We start from the raw sequence: 20455 nt of genomic DNA, 5'->3' as shown, positions 1-20455 counted from the left end.
TACCGCCGGGCTCCGACAGGATGTCCTGATTCAGCTTTGGGCGGTACGCTCCGGCCCCGCCCCCGGCTCCGGACCGGTCACCGGTTCGGGGGCCGGGGACAACGGCGGCTGCCAGCCGGTGCGCTGCACCCACGCCTCCATCCGCGGGGCGGCGTATTCGGTGAACCAGCCTTCCTTGTCGGCCGCGTAGCGCGCGGTGGATTTGTCCACGCCGTGCAGCTTGGCGACCCTGCGCTTCTCTGTGAGGTAGTCGGCCCGGGCGGACGCGTCGTCGCGCAGCCAGTCACGGAAGCAGAGCGCAAACCGCCAGCCCGGGGACCCCACGGCGCGGACGTGCAGGTTCACCGCCCGGCCGGGGTCCGCGTTGCCGTGCAGCCGCTTCGGCCAGTCCGACGGGTCCGGGTGGGAGGGCTTGGGGTTGTCGGAGACGATGCCGGGCCAGGCAGGGAAGCCGGCGTCGGCGAGCAGCGGCCCGATCCGCTCCGCGGCGGCCATGTCCTCGACGCCGAGCTGCAAGTCCAGGATGTCCTTCGCGGGGAGTCCGGGGACGGCTGTGGAACCGACGTGGTCCAGGGTCAGGATGTCCCCGGCGGCGGCCAGCTGCAGGCGCGCGATGAGCCGGGCTGCCTGCGCGGGCCACGCCGGGTCGGCGGGCGCCAGGACGGGTCCGCCGGTCCGCGGCGCGAGGCGGTGCCTGCTCAGGTTCAACGCGAACGGTGCCAGCCGGAACTTCCAGAGCCGGTCCACCGCGTCCCTCAGTTCCTCCTTGGCGCCGGAGTTATCAAGGACGGCGTCAGCCGCCGCCAGCCGGTCGGCTCTGGCGGCCTGGGCGGCCATCCGGGCCCGGGCGTCCGCTGCGGTCATGTGCCGGTGCTGCACCATGCGCTGCACCCGGACGTCGTCCGGGGCGTCCACCACCACCACCAGGTGGAAGTTGGCGCCCTGCCCGGTCTCGACGAGCAGCGGGATGTCCTGGACCACAACGGCGCCCTTCGGAGCGGCGGCTGCCTGAGCGGCGGCGCGTTCCCGGACGAGGGGATGGATGATGCCGTTAAGCACGGCGAGGCGATCCGGGTTGCCGAAGACGAGGGCGCCGAGTTTGGGCCGGTCCAGGCCGCCGTCGGGTGTCAGGATGGACTTGCTGAAGGCCTCCACGACCCGGGCGAGTCCCGGCGTCCCGGGTTCCACGATCTCCCGGGCCAGGGCATCGGCGTCGATCACCACGGCCCCGAGTTCGCGCAGGCGTGAGGCGGCCACTGACTTCCCTGAGGCGATGCCGCCCGTCAACCCGATTTTCAGCACCCCACCAGACTAAACTGATCCGGTGGCTGAAGATGCGGATTTCCCGGAGAGCAGGGCCACCGTTTACACCACGCTGGCCGCCGGGCCGGAGTTCCGCCACGAGATCGAAGTGAAACGCTCCCGATTCATCACCGTGCTGCACCGCACCGGGGATGAGGAGGGCGCCCGCGCCGTCGTCGCCGGGTTGCGCAAGGAATTCCATGATGCACGGCACCACTGCTCCGCGTTCGTGCTCGGTCCCGACCGGGCGGTGCAGCGCTCCAACGACGACGGCGAGCCGTCCGGCACCGCGGGCATCCCGATGCTCGATGCACTGCTGAAACGCGAAACCGCGCCGGGCGTGACGGACCTCAGCGATGTTACCGCCGTCGTGGTCCGCTATTTCGGCGGGATCCTGCTGGGTGCCGGCGGACTGGTCCGGGCCTATTCCGAATCTGTGTCCGCTGCCCTGGACCGGGCGCCGCTGGCCCAGCGCCGCCGGCTGCGGATCTGCGCGGTGACGGTCCCGCACACGGCGGCCGGCAGGCTGGAGAACGAGTTGCGCGCCGCGGGCTACGTGATGGCCGAAACCAGTTATGAGGCGCAGACTACTGTTCTGAGGCTTGCCCTGCCGGATGATCCGGCGGGCCTGGCCCGGGCAGGGGAACGTGTCGCGGCTCTGTCTGCTGGAACCGCCGAATTGCTGCCTGGAGAAACGGAGTGGATCGATGTCCCCCTCGGCTGAGCCGTCCCCTGCCGCTGTCCGACTCGTCGACGTCTCCGAGCCGGTCCTGGAGCAGCTCCTGACCGTGGCGATCCAGGACGCCGACGCGGACGAGGTGACCCCTCCCCTGGGCAGCGCCTCCGGCTGGAACTCGAAGCGGATCAGCTGGTTCCGCGAATACCACCACGCTGCCGCAGGCCTCGACGGCCCCGCGCAGCAGAAGAGCTGGGCCATCAGCTCCGACGGGGAGCTGGCAGGGTCCATCCGGCTCAAGTGGACCGGAGCGGACGTGCTGGAAACGGGAATCTGGCTGGGCCGCAGCTTCCGCGGCCACGGCATCGCGCGGGAGGCCCTTCGGCTCGTGATGGACCGGGCCGCCGCGTCCGGGGCTGCAGTGCTCGAGGCGGACACGACAGCGGGGAATGCAGCGGCGCTGGTCCTCCTGCGCTCAGCCGGGGCGGAGTTCGAGCAGGGCGAAGCCTCCGTTGACGCCACGGTTCCGGTCAAGGCCAGAATCCCGCTGCGCTAGGGGCTATATGGGCCCCGCGGCCTGCCCCCCCACTGGGCATGCCCCCCGCTGGCTACGCAGCCCCCACCGGACATGCCCCACCTTGGCCGCAGCCGCTGGACATATACCCATTGTGCCCATCCGCGGGGCCGGCGACTGGACATGTCCTCCCGCCCGGTTCCACCGCCCCGACTGGACACGCCCCAACGCGGTCGCCGCCGCTGGACATATACCCCTTGCGCCCATCCGCCCGGCCACTGACTGGACATGTCCCGCGGTGGCGGCCCGGGCACGCTTGCAATGTCCCGGATGTGGCCGCCTGGATCGCGGAAACTGGCCGTTCGGATCCCCGGGGCCGGTCCGTAGGTCCGTTGAGGAGATCGACGCCGCGGCTCGCGAGTTCGGCGCATAGGGCGTCGACGTCGTCGATCTCTATGGTGAACTGCATCCGGGATCCCGCACCGAGGGAAGCAACGCTGGCGGTCCGATGAGGTCCCGGGCCACGTCAAGGATTGCGGCGCGCGTTTGCCGGAATTGCGGAGAACTGCGGACGGCGTGCACGCGATCCGCGAAGGAAGCCTTCCATGAGGTATCCGCCGCTCCCCTCCAGTACCTTGGCCGCGACCTGCATGAGCCGCTCAGGGCTGCGCTCCGGGGAAGCAGCCCAGTCCCGTAGCGCGACTGCACACTCATCATCCGGGAGCTGGCACAGCCGGCGGATCGCACATTTGCCTTTACCCAACCACTTTCCGTGCTGCAGGAGCAGAAGCTCCACCGACTGTCCGAAGACCTCAGAGGCGATGGCGTAGATTTCAGCCGCAACTGTCGATCCCCGCAGGTCGTCGAGGGAACTGCCCAGCTCGTAACGGCGCAGGCGGCGGTCATGGTCAGTCAGCGGCTCGGGTCCGCGCTCCATGTAGAACTGCGCCTCCCGTTGCCACGCTTCCCCCGGCCCGCGGTCGATAATCAGGACTCCCCGAGCGCACAGATCGCCGAGGACGGCGCAGCGGGCGGCACGCTCGCGCGCGTACCAGCTCGCCAGGCTTGACCGGGTGTGGACAAACTCTTCAACAATCCATTCGTCATGGCGCGTGGTTACGGCATAGTTTGCAGCGCCGTCCGGATAAAGGACCACGAGGTCCAGGTCGGAGGTGGGAGTACTGCGGGCGTGGGCCGCGCACTGCCGCCGAGGATGGCCGCCTCGGCATTCGGATGTCTTTCCGCAACATAGGCACGGGCTGCACTGACTGGATCCATCAGGCCATCCTGCCGGAGCCTGCCCGGCGCGGCCCGCAACCACACGCCGTCGCGCCCAGTTCCCGGAGCATGGGCATGCCCCACCCACGGATCCGGGGCTGCTGTGCTTGCTGTCACTTTGTCCACGCTGAGGCGGGAAGAGTGAGCATGTTGCTGGGCATCCGGACTTGGATGCCGGAACATGCCCTGCGCACGTGCCCACGACTGGACATAGCGCCCGTATGTCCAGTGGCCGCGGCCAGGACTGGGCATGTCCCCCCTCGGCGAATCGGGCATCACTGGGCATGTCCCCCCTCGGCGAATCGGGCATCACTGGGCATGTCCCCCCGGGAAAAGCACGCGCGGGGCATGTCCCACACGAAAAAGGTGGCCGCCCCCGCAGGGACGGCCACCTTCACGGTGCTACTTCAAGCTACCAACTGCCAAGCCTCAGGGAGCGGACTCCCCGAGGGCCAGAGGCAACTAGTTGCCGGTCAGCTTCTCGCGCAGTGCTGCAAGAGCCTCGTCGGAAGCGAGCGTGCCGCCACCGGTGTTGGACTCGGCTGCAGCCGGCTCGGAGGAGTAGCTGGTGGTGCCGGAGTCGCTCTCACCGGACGTTGCAGCTGCAGCGTCGTCGGCAGCGTGCTGGGCAACCTGCTTCTTGTGGGCTTCCCAGCGGGTCTGGGCGTCAGCGTACTGCTGCTCCCAGGCGGCGCGCTGCGTCTCGTAACCTTCAAGCCACTCGTTGGACTCCGGATCGAAGCCCTCCGGGTACTTGTAGTTGCCCTCTTCGTCGTACTCAGCGGCCATGCCGTAGAGAGCCGGATCGAATTCGGTGGACTCGGAGTCGACGCCCTCGTTGGCCTGCTTGAGGGACAGCGAGATGCGGCGGCGTTCGAGGTCGATGTCGATGACCTTGACGAACAGCTCGTCACCAACGGAGACAACCTGCTCTGCCAGCTCAACGTGGCGCACGGCGAGCTCGGAGATGTGGACCAGGCCTTCGATGCCGTCTTCAACGCGAACGAACGCGCCGAACGGAACCAGCTTGGTGACCTTACCCGGCACAACCTGCCCGAGGGCGTGGGTGCGGGCGAAGGTCTGCCACGGATCTTCCTGCGTAGCCTTGAGCGACAGGGAAACACGCTCGCGGTCCAGGTCGACCTCGAGAACTTCGACGGTGACTTCCTGGCCAACTTCGACAACCTCGGACGGGTGGTCGATGTGCTTCCAGGACAGCTCGGAAACGTGAACCAGGCCGTCTACGCCGCCCAGGTCCACGAAGGCACCGAAGTTGACGATGGAGGAAACGACGCCGGGACGAACCTGGCCCTTTTCCAGCTTGTTGAGGAACGTGGAGCGAACCTCGGACTGGGTCTGCTCGAGCCAGGCACGGCGGGACAGCACAACGTTGTTGCGGTTCTTGTCCAGCTCGATGATTTTGGCTTCGATCTTCTGACCGATGTACGGAGCGAGGTCGCGCACACGGCGCATCTCGACGAGGGATGCGGGCAGGAAGCCGCGCAGACCGATGTCGAGGATAAGACCACCCTTGACAACCTCGATGACGGTACCGGTGACGACACCGTCTTCTTCCTTGACCTTCTCGATGTCGCCCCAGGCACGCTCGTACTGAGCGCGCTTCTTGGAGAGGATCAGGCGGCCTTCTTTGTCTTCCTTGGTGAGCACCAGGGCTTCGACGAGATCGCCAACGGAGACGACGTCTCCGGGATCAACATCGTGCTTGATGGACAGCTCGCGGGAGGGAATGACACCTTCGGTCTTGTAACCGATGTCGAGCAGGACTTCGTCGCGGTCGACCTTGACGACGGTACCTTCAACAAGGTCTCCGTCGTTGAAGTACTTGATGGTGGCGTCGACTGCTGCGAGGAAGTCCTCAGCGGTACCGATGTCGTTAATTGCGACTACGGGTGTACCGGGCTTCTCGGTGGAGGTGATGGTCATGTAGTAGGGGCTCCGTTGTGGATAGTTAGTCGGTCAGGCAAACCGCTGCAACCGCGTCGGCGACACGGGCACAGAACACGGCATATCACCGGGTTATCCTGATTTGTGGATTGTAGATGCGCGCACGTAGTACACGCCCGTTTAGTCTAGTCGGCGCAGCCAACGCCGGTCAAAGCGGGCGGCACCCGCCCCGACCCCCGTGCCGGCAGTGACGGTGACAGGCCGGCTGGTCCCTGGAAATACTCCCCTAGAAGTGCGTCAGGCAGTGGGTGGCGCGCTCCACGGCGAACAATTGCCGCGCCGTAAGGGCGGCGCCGGCACGGTTCTCCCGGATCCGGCCAGCCGCCACGAGAGTCACCGGGGAGACCGCGCCGAGGAAAATCGAGGAGAGGGCGGACACGTCCAGGGTGAGGTCTGCCGGTTCTGCTCCCGCGAAAGGGACGACGGCGCCCTCGCCGCCCGACGCATCCAGGGTGAACGTTCCAGCCGTCAGGCCCAGCGGATCGAGCACCTCGAGGACGAGCCTTCCGTCCACCTGATAGTGCCGGGCTTCCAGGGCCTTGCGGACGTCCAGGATGCGGAGCCACAGCATGTCCCGGACGTCCGAGGAGTCAAGGCAGCGGGGGTCGGCCAAAGCCCAGGTGAGGGGGTCGTCAACCGGTGCTTCCTCCCAGGTGACACGTTCCACCAGGTCCATGGCGCCGAGGAACTGCCAAAGCTCCAGGTAGGCGGCGTTCCCGGCCGCTACCAAGTCCACAACCTCGACTGTGTAAGGCTTGGTGTCCCAGCCGAGGAACTTGTACGAGACATAGCCATCCACGTCTCCGTCCGGCGAATAGTGCAGCGCCACTTTGACCGCAGGGTCTTCTTTACCGTCCCGCCCGAGCGAACCGGAGGCCAGCTGCCGGTACCACTCCTGACGGCCGAGGGATCCTGGAGTAAGGCGGTGAACCCGTTCGAAGACAGTCGGTCCCACCTCCAGCAGCACCTTGGGATCGGCGATTTCCACGCGTCCGACGGGCTGATGGTCCAGGCTGAACCGCGCCGTGGTATCGACTTGCACAGTCCGCTCGAAGCTGGCCACGCCGTAGCCGAACCGGCCATAGATTGTGCCTTCGGAAGCCGTCAGCGCGGCGATGGCCAGGCCGTCCTCGCGGGCAAGCCGCAGGTCCTCGGACATCATCCGCCGAAGCAGGCCTCGGCGCCGGTGGGAGGTCCGTACTGTCACGGCAGTCACCATCTGGGTGTCCAGCATTCGGCCGAAGCCAATGTTGAGGGATTTCCGCAACGTTCCAAAAGTGGCCACCGGCACCTCCGCAGGGAGCGACCCGGGGGCAACCTCACCGGTCTGGTAGGCGCCCGTCAAAACACGCCGGTCAGCCTCATACGTGGCCAATGATGTTGCCACGTGCTCCGGCGTCCTGGTGGACTCATGGAACCCGAAGGCCACCGCCTTGACCCAGGATTCCGCCTCCGCATAACTGTCATTGCCCTTGGACACCGCGGCAAAACGCCGTATTTCGTAGTTCCCACTCAGATCAGCCACGCGTTCGAGCCTAGCCAAGGTCAGCCGCCGCCACCAGTCCCCCACCCGCGGCGGCCGATTCCCACGCTCACACACCTCCACACATAGTGCCGCTCAAACCTAGCCATCGCCTTCAGGGCTGATGCACATTGTGCGAATAACTACATAGCTCCAGGTTGGAGCCGGACGCGGCGCACGGCACAGGTGGGGACCGGCGATTGACGCTACATCTCGTTTCTGCCCACAGCCAACAACCTTAGCGAGGACAAATGAACGTTTCTCAGGCTGAACAGACGCCCGACACTTCCCTTCTCAAAGTCCTGGGCAACTGGGATGCCCTGGCACTTGGATTCGGAGAAATGATCGGCTTCGGCCGGGTGGTCCTCACCGGAGGCTGGATAGCTTCAGCCGGCACCATGGGGGCGGTCCCGGCCATGGTGACCGGCGGCGCCATCATGATGGTGGTGGGGTTGACCTACGCCGAACTGACTGCGGCCATGCCCAAGGCGGGCGGCGAGCACAACTTCCTGCTCCGCGGCATGGGTCCCCGGTGGTCCTTTATTGGGTCCTGGGCAATCACTGGCGGATACATCACGATCGTTGCCTTCGAGGCTGTGGCGCTGCCTCGAACGGCGCAGTACCCTTCCCCGACCTCAGCCAGGTCCCGCTCTGGGAAGTCGCCGGATACCAGGTGCACCTGACCTGGGCGCTGGTGGGAGCTGTTACCGCGGTTGTGATCACAGGAATCAACATCCTTGGAGTCAAGCTGGCCGGAGTCGCTCAGACTTTCGTGGTGGTCTTCCTTCTGATCATCGGCCTCATGCTTGTCTTCGGCTCCTTTGTCGGTGGCTCGGCTACGAATATGGAGCCTTTCTTCACGGGCGGCATCAATGGCTACTTCGCGGTACTCGTGGTGGTCCCGTTTCTGTTCGTTGGCTTTGACGTCATCCCGCAGTCTGCGGAAGAAGTGAACATCCCGGCACGGCAGCTGGGTAAGCTCGTCGTCGTTGCCGTCCTGCTCGTCACGGTTTGGTACGTCATGACCGTACTGACCGCGTCCTCCGCAATGCCTGCCGGAGAAATCGCCCAGGCGGACATCCCCACGGCCGATGCCATGGGTGCGCTGTTCGGCAACGACATCATGGCAAAGATCCTGATTGCCGGGGGGATTGCCGGGATCCTGACCTCGTGGAACTCACTGCTTCTGGGCGCTTCACGACTGATGTATTCCATGGCCCGCTCTGGAATGTTGCCGGCATGGTTCGCCAAGCTGCATCCGAAGTACCGCACGCCCGTCAACGCGCTGCTGTTCATCGGTGTGCTGTCGTTTCTTGCACCGTTCTTCGGTGTATCGATGCTTGGCTGGCTGGTAGATTCCGGCGCACCGAGCATTGTCATCGCATACATCCTCGTGGCCGTGGTGTTCGAGATCCTGCACCGCCGCGAACCCCAGATGGACCGCCCACTCTGCGTCGGCGGCAACGGCAACGGCGGCATCGCTATTGGCGTCGCCGCCGTGGTCCTTTGCCTGGGACTGCTCAGCCTCTACCTCCCCGGCATGCCAGCAGCCCTCACCCCACCGCCGTGGATCCTCTTTGGGCTTTGGTGGGTGCTCGGGCTTGTCCTTTTCTTCCGTATTCCGTCCGGAATTGCTCCTGGCGAAGACGCTGAGCACCACCTGCTCGAACGCCTCAAGCAGCGCCGGCACGGCGCAACCAGAAACGGCTGACCTAAAGTTCGCCTGAAAGCGAGCACCGGACGCCCGGACAAGCGTGAGGTGGGACGGTTTCCCGTCCCACCTCACGCGTCATCGCACGTGCGGCTTCGCGCATGCAGGGCCGTTCCCCCCGATCAGGAACAGCTGGCCTTTGTACGCTAGTGCCCGGCCTCGTACCAGCTGGAGCCAACGCCGATCTGGACGTCGAGCGGAACGGTCAGCCTGGCGGCCGAGCCCATCTGTTCGGTCACGAGCTTCTCCACGGTTTCCCGCTCGCCGTGGGCCACTTCGAGGACCAGTTCATCGTGGACCTGCAGCAGCATCCGGGATTTCAGGCCTTGGTCTGCCAGGGCGCCCGAGACGCCGAGCATGGCCCGCTTGATGATGTCCGCGGCTGAGCCCTGGATGGGCGAGTTCAGCGCAATGCGCTCCGCATTCTCGCGCAGCTGGCGGTCGGTGCTCGTGAGGTCCGGGAGGTAGCGGCGGCGCCCTTCGATGGTGGCGGTGTAACCGTCGATCCTGGCCTGGTCCACCACGCCGCGGAGGTAGTCGCGGACGGCACCGAAACGGTCGAAGTACTCCTTCATCAGGGTCCGCGCCTCGTCGACGGAAATTTCGAGCTGCTTGGAGAGGCCGAACGAAGTCAGACCGTAGGCAAGGCCATAGGACATGGCCTTGACCTTCGAACGCATCGCACTGGTCACCTGGTCGGTGGGCACATGGAAGATGTTGGAGCCCACGAACCGGTGCAGGTCCTCGCCGTCCTTGTAGGCCTGGATCAGGCCGGCATCCCCCGAGAGGTGGGCCATGATGCGCATCTCGATCTGCGAGTAGTCCGCGGACAGCAGGCACTCATAACCTTCGCTGACCACGAAGATGCCGCGGACGCGCCGGCCTTCCTCGCTGCGGATGGGGATGTTCTGCAGGTTCGGGTTATTCGAGGAGATTCGGCCCGTGGCTGCGACATTCTGCGCGTAAGTGGTGTGGATCCGGCCGTCGTCGGTGACGGATTTCTTGAGGGACTCCAGCATCTGGCGCAACTTCGAGGACTCGCGGTGCGCCATCAGCTGGACCAGGAATTCGTGCCCGGTCTTTTCCAGCAGGTTTTTCAGTGACGCGGCGTCGGTGGTGAAGCCGGACTTGATCTTCTTGGTCTTCGGCAGCCCCAACTCCTCGAAGAGCACGGTCTGCAGCTGCTTGGGTGACCCGAGGTTCACCTCGTGGCCAATCGTGGCGAAGGCGAGTTCCTGGGCATTGTCGATCACCTTGGCGAGGTCCGCCAGTTGCTCGTCCATGCGCGTCATATCGATGGCGATTCCCGCGAGCTCCATGTCGGCGAGAACGCGGCTGACAGGCAGCTCAAGGGTAGTCAGCAGGTCCTGGGCTTTTCGATCGGCAAGTTCCGTCTCGAAGTACCGGCTCAGCGCCTGGGCGACGGCGGCCACGTGGACCAGCTCGCCCGCAGCGGCGGCGTCATCGCCGTCGAACGCCAGCTCCAGCTGGCCGGCTTTGGCCACCTCGGTCGAGATGCTGATGTTGAGGTGGTGCTGGGCCAATTCGGCAAGTTCGTAGCTGCGGCGGTCCGGCTGGATGAGGTACCCGGATATTGAGGTGTCGTCCACCACGCCTTCCAGGCCGAGGCCCCGACTGGAAAGGGCTTTGAGGGCCGCCTTGTAGCCATGCATGACCTTGGCCGCGCCGGCGTCCCGGAGCCAGCCGGCCAGGACGTTCTCCGCAGCGGCGTCCTGGCTGGCGAGGTCGATGTACGCGGCCCCGTTGTCATGGACGATGGCGAGGGCGGCGGCATCCTCAACGATCCGGCCGGGCACGAGGTCGACGGCGACGGCTGAACGCTTGCCTGCCCCGGACTCGAGGAAAGCGGCCAGCTCGGCCGCGTCCGCGGGGATCACGTAGTCCGGGGTTTCGAGGCTTTCCCGCTCCGCCTCAGAAACCTCACTGCCATAGAGGGCAAAGAGCCTGGTCCGGATGGTCTTGAATTCGAGAGCGTCGAACAGCTCCTCGAGGGCGGCCTGGTCCGGCCGCGGTTCCGCGAGCTCGTCCAGCGTCACCGGGAGGTCGAGGTCCGTATGGAGCCTGTTGAGCCGCCGGTTGCGCTTGACCTCCTCCACGTTTTCGCGGAGGGAATCCCCCACCTTTCCGCCGATCGCGTCGAGGTTGTCCAGAACCCCCTCCAGCCCGCCGTACTGGTTGATCCACTTGGCCGCCGTCTTGGGGCCGACGCCGGGAACGCCGGGGAGGTTGTCTGCGGACTCCCCCACCAGGGCGGCGAGGTCCGAATACTGGGCGGGGCTGACAAAGTACTTTTCCTGGATGGCCGTTGCATCCATCCTGGGAATGTCGCTGACGCCTTTTCTGGGATACAGCACAAAAACGTTGTCCGTGATCAGCTGGAAGGCGTCCCGGTCGCCCGACACGAGCAGTACTTCGAAGCCTGCCTTTTCTCCCATTGCGGCGAGGGTGGCCAGGATGTCATCAGCTTCATAGCCGGGCATCTTGATGGTCTTGATGCCCCACGCGCCCATAACTTTGTCGATGAGATCAATCTGGCCGCTCATCTCCCGGGGGGTTTCGTTGCGTCCGCCCTTGTAGTCGCTGTATTCGGCCTTGCGGTGGGTGGTGTCGTCCGAGACGTCAAAGGCCACGGCGACGTGGGTCGGCTTCTGCTCCTTGATCAGGTTAATGAGCATGGATGTGAACCCGTGGATGGCATTAGTGTGCTGCCCCGTGGCGGTGGAGAACTTGTCTGCAGGCAGGGCGAAGAACGCCCGGAACGCCATGGAGTGGCCGTCAAGGACCAGCAGGCGGGGCTGGTCGGTGATGGGCACCACCGGCGCCTCAGTGGCGGAGACCTCCGCGGCGGTGCGCCGGGTTTTCTTGGCAGGCTCAGCAACGAGCACGGACGCGGTGCCGGCGGCGGGGGCCGTGCTCGTTGCGGTGTCTGCGGAAAGGGGGGAAGGGGCCGGTTTGGTAGTTTCGCTCACAGGTGCCAGCCTAGTTCCCATGAAGGACAATTTCACGCCGGACCCTTACGCGGCCGAACTGGCGGCTGCCGGGATTCCCGAGGAACTGCACGACTGGCTTGGACAATACGGCGTGGGGGCCCTGGTCGTGAAGATGGGGATCCATTTCCTCGAGATGAGCCCGGAGCGCACGGTCGGCACCATGCCGGTGGAAGGCAACACCCAGGTGGCCGGGATTCTGCACGGCGGCGCCCATGTGGTCCTGGCCGAGACACTGGGGTCGTTCGCCGCCGGAATGCACGCCGGGCCGAAGCGGCAGGCACTGGGCATAGACGTCAGCGCGACGCATCACCGGGCCATCACCGCGGGCACTGTGACCGGCACGTGCACGGCAATCCACCTTGGCCGCACCCTCACCACGCACGAGATCGTGATGACCGACGAGCAGGGCCGGCGGCTGTCCACGGCGCGCATCACCAACCTGATCCGCGACATCGCCGAATAGGCTTGCGCCGCTGAGGCGCTGCACCGGACATTCACGGCGCCGCGCAGCGGCTACGCCGGGGCGCGTCCGAACCGGTACCGCAGTTCCACGATGCCCCGTCCCATGGTGTGCGAGGACATCAGCTCCAGCGGCGCCGTCGGGCCTGACATGGGAAGCACCGCTTTACCGCTGCCAAGGACCACGGGAATGATCGAGATGATTATCTCCTCGAGCGCACCGGCGTCCGCGAACTGGGCCGCGAGGACACCTCCCCCGACGATCCAGACGTTCCGGCCTGCCGCTGCGCCCCTGAGGTCCTCAACGAACTCGGCCACGGGGCCACGGACGAAGGTCACGTCCGCGCCCTTGGGGGCGGAGAGCTCGTGGTGCGTGAACACCCAGCACGGCGTGGCCGGATACGGCCAGTTGCCGGGTTCGTGTTTCCTCAGCCAGGCGTAGGTGTCCCCGCCCATGACGATGCAGCCGACGTCGGCCATGAATGAGTCGTAGCTTTCCTTGCCGCCGGCGAACCCGTCGAACTGGAGGAGCCAGTCCAGTTCGTCATCGGCGGTGGCGATAAATCCGTCCAGCGAGGACGCGACAAAATACTGGAATCCAGACATGGCCCCAGCCTAGCCACTCCCGGCCGGAGTGCCCATGCTCCGTGGGGTGTGCGGGTGACCGGCGCCGCGCCGGTGCAATGAGGAGCCCGGGAGCCGGGAGGCCGGAGGCTACTTGCTGAAGTAGGGAATGATCAGGTAGAGCCCAAACAGCACGGCGAGGCCGCACAAGGCGAAACATACATAGGCGAGCGGCCGCAGCCAGGCCGGCTTTCTTTCACTGACGTCGCCGGCGATGGCCGTGAGGCGGACGCCCAGGGAGTACAGGACCACAACGGTCACGGCGGAGACGAGCGTTGCGCCAGCCACTTGAACCAGTTCCAGCCACTTCATTACAGTTCGTCCTTTGGCTTATTGTTGGCGCGGCTGACGGCAAGCGCCTTCTTCTTGCGGAAGCGAACGGCCGTGCCGGCTTCCTCGACCTCGACGGCGTTGTGGTGTCCGACGTGCGACTTCTTGGAGTGGAGGAACATGTAGAGCACTGCACCGGTGCCGGCTATTGCTGCGATGACAACACCCAGGACGCCGGTCTGCACCAGCATGGCCGTGAGGGCGCCGACGATCCCGGCGGCCGGGAGGGTGAAGAGCCAGCCGAGCGCAATCCTTCCGGCGGTTCCCCAGCGGACGGTGGTGCCGCGGCGGCCCATGCCCGAACCGATCACGGAGCCGGAGGCCACCTGGGTGGTGGACAGCGCGAACCCCAGGTGTGAGGACGCCAGGATGGCGGATGCCGTGCTGCTTTCGGCGGCGAAGCCCTGGGCAGGCTTGACGTCGGTGAGTCCGGAACCCATGGTGCGGATGATCCGCCAGCCTCCGGAGTAGGTGCCGATCGCGATGGCGAAGGCGCAGGAGGCGATGACCCAGAACTGCGGTCCGGAACCCGGCTGCTGGGTGCCGGCGGCGATCAGCACCAGGGTGATGATGCCCATGGTCTTCTGCGCGTCATTGGTGCCGTGCGCCAGGGCAACGAGGCTGGACGTGAAGATCTGGCCGTTGCGGAAGCCGCCGCGCTTCTGCGTGAGCTTGCTGCCGGTCTCCGGGTCGTGGCGGGAGGTCAGCGCGTAGGCCAGCTTGGTGCAGAGGTAGGCCACTGCGCCGGCGATGATCGGCGCGAAGATCGCGGGGAGAATCACCTTCTGCATCAGGCTCTCGAAGTTGATCGAATGGATGCCGATGCCCGCGATGGCCGCACCGATGAGGCCGCCGAAGAGGGCGTGCGAGGAACTTGATGGAAGGCCTTTCAGCCAGGTGATCATGTTCCACAGGATGGCGCCCATCAGGCCGGCAAAGATGATCTCCGGCGTGATCTGGATCCCGTCCGAGCCCTCCTTGATGATGCCCCCGGAAACGGTCTTCGCCACTTCCGTGGACAAAAATGCCCCCACCAGGTTCAGCACCGCCGCAAGGGCGACTGCCGTTTTGGGTTTGATGGCACCGGTCGCGATGGGCGTGGCCATCGCATTGGCCGTGTCATGAAATCCGTTGGTGAAGTCAAAAAAAAGCGCCAGAGTAATTACCAGCGCCACCATGATGGTGATTTCCACCTGTTGCCCAATCTGCAGAGTCGACGGTCAGCGGTTTCATTCCCCGTTGCCGCAAGATTCACCCGGGATTTACCTGGAGGGAGTGCGGCGTTCAGCAAAGTAGCTTGACGGCTTAAATCGTACGGGGGAAAGACAGCAGGGCAAAAACAAGCGCCGGTATCCGCCCTGACCCTGTGGGTGTGTGCTCCGGGGTCGTTCCGTCAGCCCTGGCGGACGTCGGGTTTTCTGCCGGCGCCGATCATCCCGGCGATCTTCTCCTCAAGCGCGGCAAGCGTCGCGTCCGGGAGCACAATGAGTCCGTCCAGTTCGCGCCGCGCACGCTTGTACGCGGTTTGACGCTCAGCCGGTGTTGCGGCGGCATCCGATGCGATCCGCAGGAGTTTCCGGGCAGTTGCGAGGCGATCCCGCTCCGGTCCGGTGAAGTTGCTGTCCTTGATCCGCCGGGCTTCCCGCTCGGCAACGTCGAAGGCCAGCTCGAAGCCGTGCACGGCCTCACGGTATTCCCCCAGCTGCGCCCCCGTCGTGATGTCCTCCGGGGCTCCCGGCCGCAGGCTGTCGGCCGTCCGCTTGGCGCGCAGGAATGCCACGGTCAGCGGTTCGCGCACATCGGTCATGACCGGGAAGTCGATGAGTTTACCCACGTCAAGCTCGTAATCGAGCCACCGCCGGTTGACGGCGTCATGGCTGTCCATGAGCTGCCTTACCTGGGACCGGCTGGCCTGCTCCAGCTCCGCGGCGTGGTTGCGGATCTTATAGAGCTCCACCCGGCGCCGGTGCCGGCGTTCGCTGGCTTTGGACCAGGAGCGCGCCCAGCCGCCAAACAGTCCGCTCAAGGGGAAGACGAGCCACCAGAAGTGACCGACAAAATCGAGGATTGGCTCCACCGCATCATCCTCCCACCCGTCCCGGGCAGGCTCAAGGGCCGCGCCGCAGGACAGCTTCCTCACTCAGGGGGCTGTCCTGCGGACGAGCGGCTGCTCCGCCGCTCAGTCCTCGTGCTTGACCTTGTGCACCCGGGTGACGATGGTCGGGCACGGCAGATTGAGGAGGACGGCGTGGGCTGTGGACCCGAGGACCATCCGCGAGAAACCGCCACGGCCCCGGCTGCCGATCACGAGGAGCCGGGCGTCCTCGGCCGCTTCGACCAGGGCCTTGGCGGGTTCGGTGTCGGACTCAAGCTTCTGGTGGACGACGAGGTCCGGATATTTGTCGCCCAGCCCGGCCACGGATTCGGCCAGGACTATCCGGTCCTCCTCGAGGATGGTCTCGGCAAGCCCGCTTTTCGGCAACTGGGATTCAATCCAGCGGGCCGGCCGGCGGAAGGCCAGGATCACGGTCAAGTCGTCCCCGCCCCGGTCAGCCTCCGCCGCGGCGAAGGCCACGGCCTGCAGGGATTCTTCGGAACCGTCGACACCAACCACAACGCCGCGGTCACCGGAGCCGCGCTTCAGCGGGATCACAGCCGCAGGGATTTCCGACGCGGAGACGATCTGCAGGGCACGGTCAGTCAGCGGACCGCCGTCCATCCAATGCCTGTCGTGCTCGCCGACGACCACGATGGATGCTTCCTTCGACACCTCGCGCAGAACCGAGCCGCCACTGCCATGACGCAGCTGGATGTCCACCTTCACGCCGGGCGCCTGCTCCGCTGCGCTGGCTTGCGCCTTCTGCAGCATTTCCATGCCCGATTGCCTGATGAGCTCGTGGTACTGGAAATCCGGAGACATCCAGCGGTCGTCCACGGCGTGAATAATGATTACCGGAAGCTTGTGGGTGCCCGCCCGTTGAAGGGCCCACGTCAACGCGGCCTCGCTTCCGGCTGATCCGTTGAAACCGACGGCGATTGGTTTATTCATTCTGAATCCTGCTCTTTTCCGTGGCGCGGCCTGTTCTGCATGGCATGATCCGGGCGGCAGCCCAGGAGTCCGCCGACACTTCAGTGTGCGCCGGGCCCTGCCCCCCGGTTAGGGCCTTAAGCCCCTCACTCCCCATTGCCCGGCTGCGTAGCGTCGAGCCATGCAGCAGGACGCGTTGCCGGCCGCCGTTGAGTGGTTGGCGGCCTCCGAGGAACCTGCCGTCCGCCGCGCGGCGCAGCTGGAATTCCTTGGCACCCCGTGGGCGGGTGGCTGCGTGAACACCGGCAGGATCGTTTCCTCCCTGCTGTCCGGCCAGCAGTCCGACGGCGGCTTCGGCGTCCACCCGTACCGGAAATGGACGGGCGCGCACTGGCGGCTCGTCTCCCTGGTCGACCTCGGCGTAACGGGAACGGATGCGCCGTCACTGCTGTACGCCGCCGGTACGGTGCTCGACTGGCTGCACAGCGATCAGCACCGGAGCCAGATCCGCATCATCAACGGCCTCACCCGGCGCTGCGCATCGCAGGAAGGGAACGCCCTGTACGTCTGCAGCCGGCTGGGAATGGCTACGGATCCCCGGGTGGCTCAGTTGGCCCACGACCTGATCCTGTGGCAATGGGCCGACGGCGGCTGGAACTGCGACGTCGAAGCGAGCGGACGCCGCTCCTCGTTCCACGAATCGCTGCCTGCCGCCAAGGGCCTGCAAGCGTACTGGAAAGCCAGCGGTGATCCTGCGGCCTTGGCTGCCGCTGAGCGGACCGCCGAGCTGTTGCTGGCCCACCGGCTCGTCAAATCCTCCTCGACCGGGCGGCCGATCGACCCGCGCTGGGTCAAGCTCCGGTACCCGGAGTTCTGGCACTACGGCATCCTCCCGGCCCTGCTGCTGCTGTCCCGGATGGGACTGTCCGGAGACCCCCGGGCTCTGGAGGCCCTCGACTTGCTGCGGAGGAAGAGACTGCCGGACGGACGGTGGCCGGTCGAGGGGGCCTGGTGGTACCCGCCGGGGTCAAAGGGCCAGACTGCCATGACTGACTGGGGCAGGACAGGGCCCAACGAATCCGTGACGCTCAGTGCCGTGCGGATCCTTGCCCCCGGTCTGGTGCCGCCGGCCGCCGGAGCCACCCAGCCCGCCGGCGTCGCGTCCGGGACAGCGGGTTAGAAGCCGGTCGGTTCCGTCTCGAATTCCGGTTCCCGCGGCGGTCCTTCATGGTGCACCGGTCGCAGCGGGTGGGTGTGCTCGAACCAGATCAGCGCGTCGTAGCGCTCGCCGATCCGGGTCGGAACGTAGTTCCCGAGCTCCCGCTCGGGATGGTAGACCACACCGATCGCCCGGTGGCTGAGCCAGGTGGAGAGCCACGGGCCGGACCTGTCCTCCCCGAACTCCAGCACCGACGGCACCCCGAGGGCCTCGTGCAGGAAGTCTTCGTGGCTGCCCCGGCGTGCCGGCGGAACGGGCAGGATCCGTTCCGGGCTGCCCCAGGCGTCCGCGGCGATGACCTCACCGCGGTGGGAGGCAAGGCCCACCAGCATGACGCCTTCCGCGGCATGCCGTTCACGCAGCAGCTGACCCACGTTGACGAGTCCGTCCTGGGCCATGTCGGTGGCCCGGGCATCCCCCACGTGGGTGTTGTGCTCCCAGATGAGGCCCTTCGATTCGGGGCCAAGGTGCCTGCTGAGCCGGTCGATGGTGTCGGCCATATGGTGGTCCCGGACGTTCCAGGACTGGCGCTCGCCGCGGACCATGATCCGGTAATAGTGCTCGGCGTTCGCTGCCACTTCGGCATTCTGCACTGCGCCGAAGGCGTCCTCGTCGTGCCCGCCCGGGGTGGCCACCCTGCTCCTGACCTCGGTGAGCAGGGCGATGACGTCGGCCTCACAGGATTCTGGCACCAGCCGCGTGCTCCACGCGTACTTATGCGGGTCCTCGCGGTGAGGCAGGAAACACTGCCAGGCGCGCATGGCGGCGGGGACGGCGTCGGGAACGTTGTCCTCCAGCCAGCCGATGATCTCGCGGAGCGAGTCCCAGAGCGAGTAGACATCGAGTCCGTAGAAGCCGACGCGCCGGCTCATCGGACGGCCGAGGTTCCACGTGCGCAGCCAGTCCAGGAACGCGGCAACTTCCTCGTTGGCCCACATCCACGTGGGCCAGCGTTCAAAGCCGGCGAGCAGGGCATGAACGCCCTGGGCCTGTCCGGCCTCGCCCCGCACCCAGCGGTTGATCCGCCAGCAGTCGGGCCAGTCCCCCTCGACCCCGATCCAGTTGTAGCCTTCTTCTTCTATGAGGCGCCTGCTGAGGGTGTCACGCCAGGTATAGAACTCGTGGGTGCCGTGGGAGGCTTCCCCGATCGCGACGAACCGGCAGTCCGCCGCCCGACGGACCAGCCCGTTGAGGTCCCGGTCGGTCTTCAGCGGCCGGGCCAGGGAGTGGATTTCGGCCAGGACCGAAGATTTGGCGACGCCGGAAGTCATCGGGGCTCCTCGATAGAGATCTGTTCAAGGTGTTCGGGGACCCGCGCGCGCCAGCCGAGCTCACGCTTCATCCTGATGCGCAGGGCATCCGAGGCATCCGGCTCACCGTGGGTGATGTACGTCATCCGCGGCTCCCGTGCCGCGGCTTTCATCCACGCAATGACGCCGTCCGCGTCAGCATGCGCGGACAAGCTCTCCATCTGGATGACTTCAGCCCTGACCTTGACGTCCTCACCGTAGACCCGAAGCTCACGCTCGCCGGCTGCCAGGCTTGCACCACGCGTGCCGCCGGCCTGGTAGCCGCTGAGGATCACCGCGTTCTTCGGATCGGGCCCGTAGGCGGAGAGATGGTGCAGGATTCTTCCGCCGGTAAGCATTCCACTGGCGGAGATGATGATCATCGGGCCGCCGCGGAGGTTCAGCAGCTTGGATTCGTCGACCGAGCGGGTGAGCTTGGCGACTTTGTACATATTCAGGTATTCCTGTTCCTTCAGCCGGTGCTCCTCGGGGTGCCGCTGGTACATCCCGGACGCATCAATGGCCATCGGGCTGTTGAGGTACACCGGGATGTCCGGGATCAGGTGCTTGCTGCGGAGGCGGGACAGGTGCAGCATCAGGGTTTCCGCCCGGCCGACGGCGAACGCGGCGAACAGCACGACACCGCCGCGCTTCGCGACGCGGTTAATGATGTCCCCGAGCTGCTGTTCAGGATCCACGGTGGAGTGTTTCCGGTTCCCGTAGGTGGACTCCGTGACCAGCACATCACTCGTCATGAGCGGCCGGGGCGGGTACATCAGCGGATCATCCGCCCGGCCCAGGTCCCCGGTAAAGTGCACCGAACGTGAACCGATCCGGACATGCACCTGGGCCGCGCCCAGGATGTGGCCGGCCGGCAGGAACGTCAGTTCCATCCCCCCGCCAAGGTCCAGCGGATCGTCGAAATCCTGGATCTCGAAGCTGTTGAGGGACTTCACCGCGTCGGCAGCGGTGTACAGCGGCAGGGCCGGACTGTGCCGGGACGATCCGCGGTGGGTGGCGTACCGGGCTTCCTCCTCCTGCAGGTAGCCGCTGTCCGGGAGGAGCAGCTTGCATAAGTCCGTGGTGCCGTCGGTGGCGATGACCGGCCCGGTGAACCCGTCCCGCACCAGCGCGGGTACGTAGCCGGTGTGGTCCAGGTGGGCATGGGTCAGGACTACGGCGTCGATTGAGGCCGGCCGCACCGGGAACGGCGCACGGTTCCGTTCCCGGCTGCGTTTGTAGCCCTGAAAGAGCCCGCAGTCCACCAGCAAGCGTTTCCCGCCGGCCTCGAGCAGGTACCGGGACCCGGTGACAGTGTCGGTGGCTCCGAGGAAACGGAGGGTGGGCTGCTGGTGCTTCATGGTGCTCCCGATCCCGCATGTCCTGCCTGGACTGACCTGCGTCGACACGAATCAGCACGGTGATCCGCGCAGGCGATGTACCCAGCTTCCGCCCGCGCACGGCCTGACCCTAGGGCCAAAAGTCACCAGGCGCTGCGTGCACCCGGCGGCGCCCGGCCACGGCACC

Annotated in this window: 16 protein-coding genes and 1 pseudogene; 5 read left to right on the top strand and 12 right to left on the bottom strand. The window is 66.1% G+C overall.

Annotated elements, in window-relative coordinates:
- Window positions 1–30: 30 nt before the first annotated feature.
- Window positions 31–1302: a dephospho-CoA kinase gene (coaE, locus tag AC50YC_RS03730; RefSeq protein WP_494952264.1), complete on the bottom strand. Its 1272-nt coding sequence runs from the start codon at window positions 1300–1302 to the stop codon at window positions 31–33.
- Window positions 1303–1324: 22 nt separating this feature from the next.
- Between coaE and AC50YC_RS03725 the strand changes: the two genes are divergently transcribed.
- Both AC50YC_RS03725 and AC50YC_RS03720 read left to right on the top strand, forming a co-directional pair.
- On the top strand, window positions 1325–2026 hold the full coding sequence (locus AC50YC_RS03725; RefSeq protein ID WP_494952263.1) for an IMPACT family protein: 702 nt from the start codon (window positions 1325–1327) through the stop codon (window positions 2024–2026).
- Complete coding sequence (locus AC50YC_RS03720; RefSeq protein WP_494952262.1) at window positions 2010–2534, top strand: GNAT family N-acetyltransferase; 525 nt, start codon at window positions 2010–2012, stop codon at window positions 2532–2534. Before AC50YC_RS03725 ends, AC50YC_RS03720 begins: the two co-directional genes overlap by 17 nt.
- Before the next feature lie 484 nt (window positions 2535–3018).
- Here AC50YC_RS03720 and AC50YC_RS03715 read toward each other — a convergent pair whose 3' ends face one another.
- From AC50YC_RS03715 to AC50YC_RS03705, 3 genes are all read right to left on the bottom strand, one after another.
- Complete coding sequence (locus AC50YC_RS03715) at window positions 3019–3648, bottom strand: hypothetical protein (protein WP_494952261.1); 630 nt, start codon at window positions 3646–3648, stop codon at window positions 3019–3021.
- A gap of 584 nt (window positions 3649–4232) precedes the next feature.
- A complete protein-coding gene (gene rpsA / locus AC50YC_RS03710; RefSeq protein WP_494952260.1) occupies window positions 4233–5714 on the bottom strand; it encodes a 30S ribosomal protein S1 in 1482 nt (493 codons plus the stop codon).
- A gap of 247 nt (window positions 5715–5961) precedes the next feature.
- Complete coding sequence (locus tag AC50YC_RS03705; protein ID WP_494952259.1) at window positions 5962–7260, bottom strand: GNAT family N-acetyltransferase; 1299 nt, start codon at window positions 7258–7260, stop codon at window positions 5962–5964.
- A 248-nt stretch (window positions 7261–7508) separates the two neighbouring features.
- Between AC50YC_RS03705 and AC50YC_RS03700 the strand changes: the two are divergent.
- Window positions 7509–8968, top strand: a pseudogene (locus AC50YC_RS03700) (APC family permease).
- 146 nt (window positions 8969–9114) lie between these two features.
- On the opposite strand, the gene polA reads toward AC50YC_RS03700, so the two are convergent.
- Complete coding sequence (gene polA / locus AC50YC_RS03695) at window positions 9115–11754, bottom strand: DNA polymerase I (RefSeq protein WP_494952484.1); 2640 nt, start codon at window positions 11752–11754, stop codon at window positions 9115–9117.
- 223 nt (window positions 11755–11977) lie between these two features.
- Here polA and AC50YC_RS03690 point away from each other — a divergent pair, with 223 nt between their 5' ends.
- Complete coding sequence (locus AC50YC_RS03690) at window positions 11978–12442, top strand: hotdog fold thioesterase (RefSeq protein ID WP_494952258.1); 465 nt, start codon at window positions 11978–11980, stop codon at window positions 12440–12442.
- A 50-nt stretch (window positions 12443–12492) separates the two neighbouring features.
- On the opposite strand, the gene AC50YC_RS03685 is transcribed toward AC50YC_RS03690, so the two are convergent.
- The 5 genes from AC50YC_RS03685 to AC50YC_RS03665 all read right to left on the bottom strand — a co-directional run bounded on the left by AC50YC_RS03685 (window position 12493) and on the right by AC50YC_RS03665 (window position 16441).
- Window positions 12493–13044, bottom strand: coding sequence for a dihydrofolate reductase family protein (locus tag AC50YC_RS03685; RefSeq protein WP_494952257.1), 552 nt, complete (start codon window positions 13042–13044; stop codon window positions 12493–12495).
- 108 nt (window positions 13045–13152) lie between these two features.
- Window positions 13153–13374 (bottom strand): hypothetical protein, encoded by a 222-nt coding sequence (locus tag AC50YC_RS03680; RefSeq protein ID WP_307464053.1) that lies wholly within the window; start codon window positions 13372–13374, stop codon window positions 13153–13155.
- Window positions 13374–14585 (bottom strand): inorganic phosphate transporter, encoded by a 1212-nt coding sequence (locus tag AC50YC_RS03675; RefSeq protein WP_494952256.1) that lies wholly within the window; start codon window positions 14583–14585, stop codon window positions 13374–13376. Before AC50YC_RS03675 ends, AC50YC_RS03680 begins: the two co-directional genes overlap by 1 nt.
- 200 nt (window positions 14586–14785) lie before the next feature.
- A complete protein-coding gene (locus tag AC50YC_RS03670) occupies window positions 14786–15469 on the bottom strand; it encodes a hypothetical protein (RefSeq protein ID WP_494952483.1) in 684 nt (227 codons plus the stop codon).
- A 102-nt stretch (window positions 15470–15571) separates the two neighbouring features.
- Window positions 15572–16441 carry a universal stress protein gene (locus AC50YC_RS03665; protein WP_494952255.1) on the bottom strand — a complete coding sequence of 290 codons (870 nt, stop codon included), beginning with the start codon at window positions 16439–16441 and terminating at the stop codon, window positions 15572–15574.
- A gap of 160 nt (window positions 16442–16601) precedes the next feature.
- Between AC50YC_RS03665 and AC50YC_RS03660 the strand changes: the two genes are divergently transcribed.
- Window positions 16602–17600, top strand: a complete 999-nt coding sequence (locus AC50YC_RS03660) for a hypothetical protein (RefSeq protein WP_494952254.1) — start codon at window positions 16602–16604, stop codon at window positions 17598–17600.
- On the opposite strand, the gene AC50YC_RS03655 is transcribed toward AC50YC_RS03660, so the two are convergent.
- Both AC50YC_RS03655 and AC50YC_RS03650 read right to left on the bottom strand, forming a co-directional pair.
- A complete protein-coding gene (locus AC50YC_RS03655) occupies window positions 17597–18910 on the bottom strand; it encodes an erythromycin esterase family protein (protein WP_494952253.1) in 1314 nt (437 codons plus the stop codon). The genes AC50YC_RS03660 and AC50YC_RS03655 overlap by 4 nt on opposite strands.
- Window positions 18907–20289 carry an MBL fold metallo-hydrolase RNA specificity domain-containing protein gene (locus AC50YC_RS03650; protein ID WP_494952252.1) on the bottom strand — a complete coding sequence of 461 codons (1383 nt, stop codon included), beginning with the start codon at window positions 20287–20289 and terminating at the stop codon, window positions 18907–18909. The genes AC50YC_RS03655 and AC50YC_RS03650 overlap by 4 nt, the downstream gene beginning before the upstream one ends.
- Between the last annotated feature and the right edge of the window lie 166 nt (window positions 20290–20455).

This window comes from Pseudarthrobacter sp. MDT1-56 (assembly GCF_059383555.1).
Note: the sequence above shows the minus strand (reverse complement) of the source record. Positions and strands in the feature narration are given on the sequence as shown.

Excerpts from the sequence above, each read along its gene's own strand:
- AC50YC_RS03720 (WP_494952262.1), top strand. The coding sequence starts at position 2,010 with ATGTCCCCCTCGGCTGAGCCGTCCCCTGCCGCTGTCCGACTCGTCGAC.
- rpsA (WP_494952260.1), bottom strand. The coding sequence starts at position 5,714 with ATGACCATCACCTCCACCGAGAAGCCCGGTACACCCGTAGTCGCAATT.
- polA (WP_494952484.1), bottom strand. The coding sequence starts at position 11,754 with ATGGCGTTCCGGGCGTTCTTCGCCCTGCCTGCAGACAAGTTCTCCACC.
- AC50YC_RS03690 (WP_494952258.1), top strand. The coding sequence starts at position 11,978 with ATGAAGGACAATTTCACGCCGGACCCTTACGCGGCCGAACTGGCGGCT.
- AC50YC_RS03685 (WP_494952257.1), bottom strand. The coding sequence starts at position 13,044 with ATGTCTGGATTCCAGTATTTTGTCGCGTCCTCGCTGGACGGATTTATC.
- AC50YC_RS03680 (WP_307464053.1), bottom strand. The coding sequence starts at position 13,374 with ATGAAGTGGCTGGAACTGGTTCAAGTGGCTGGCGCAACGCTCGTCTCC.
- AC50YC_RS03665 (WP_494952255.1), bottom strand. The coding sequence starts at position 16,441 with ATGAATAAACCAATCGCCGTCGGTTTCAACGGATCAGCCGGAAGCGAG.
- AC50YC_RS03660 (WP_494952254.1), top strand. The coding sequence starts at position 16,602 with ATGCAGCAGGACGCGTTGCCGGCCGCCGTTGAGTGGTTGGCGGCCTCC.
- AC50YC_RS03655 (WP_494952253.1), bottom strand. The coding sequence starts at position 18,910 with ATGACTTCCGGCGTCGCCAAATCTTCGGTCCTGGCCGAAATCCACTCC.
- AC50YC_RS03650 (WP_494952252.1), bottom strand. The coding sequence starts at position 20,289 with ATGAAGCACCAGCAGCCCACCCTCCGTTTCCTCGGAGCCACCGACACT.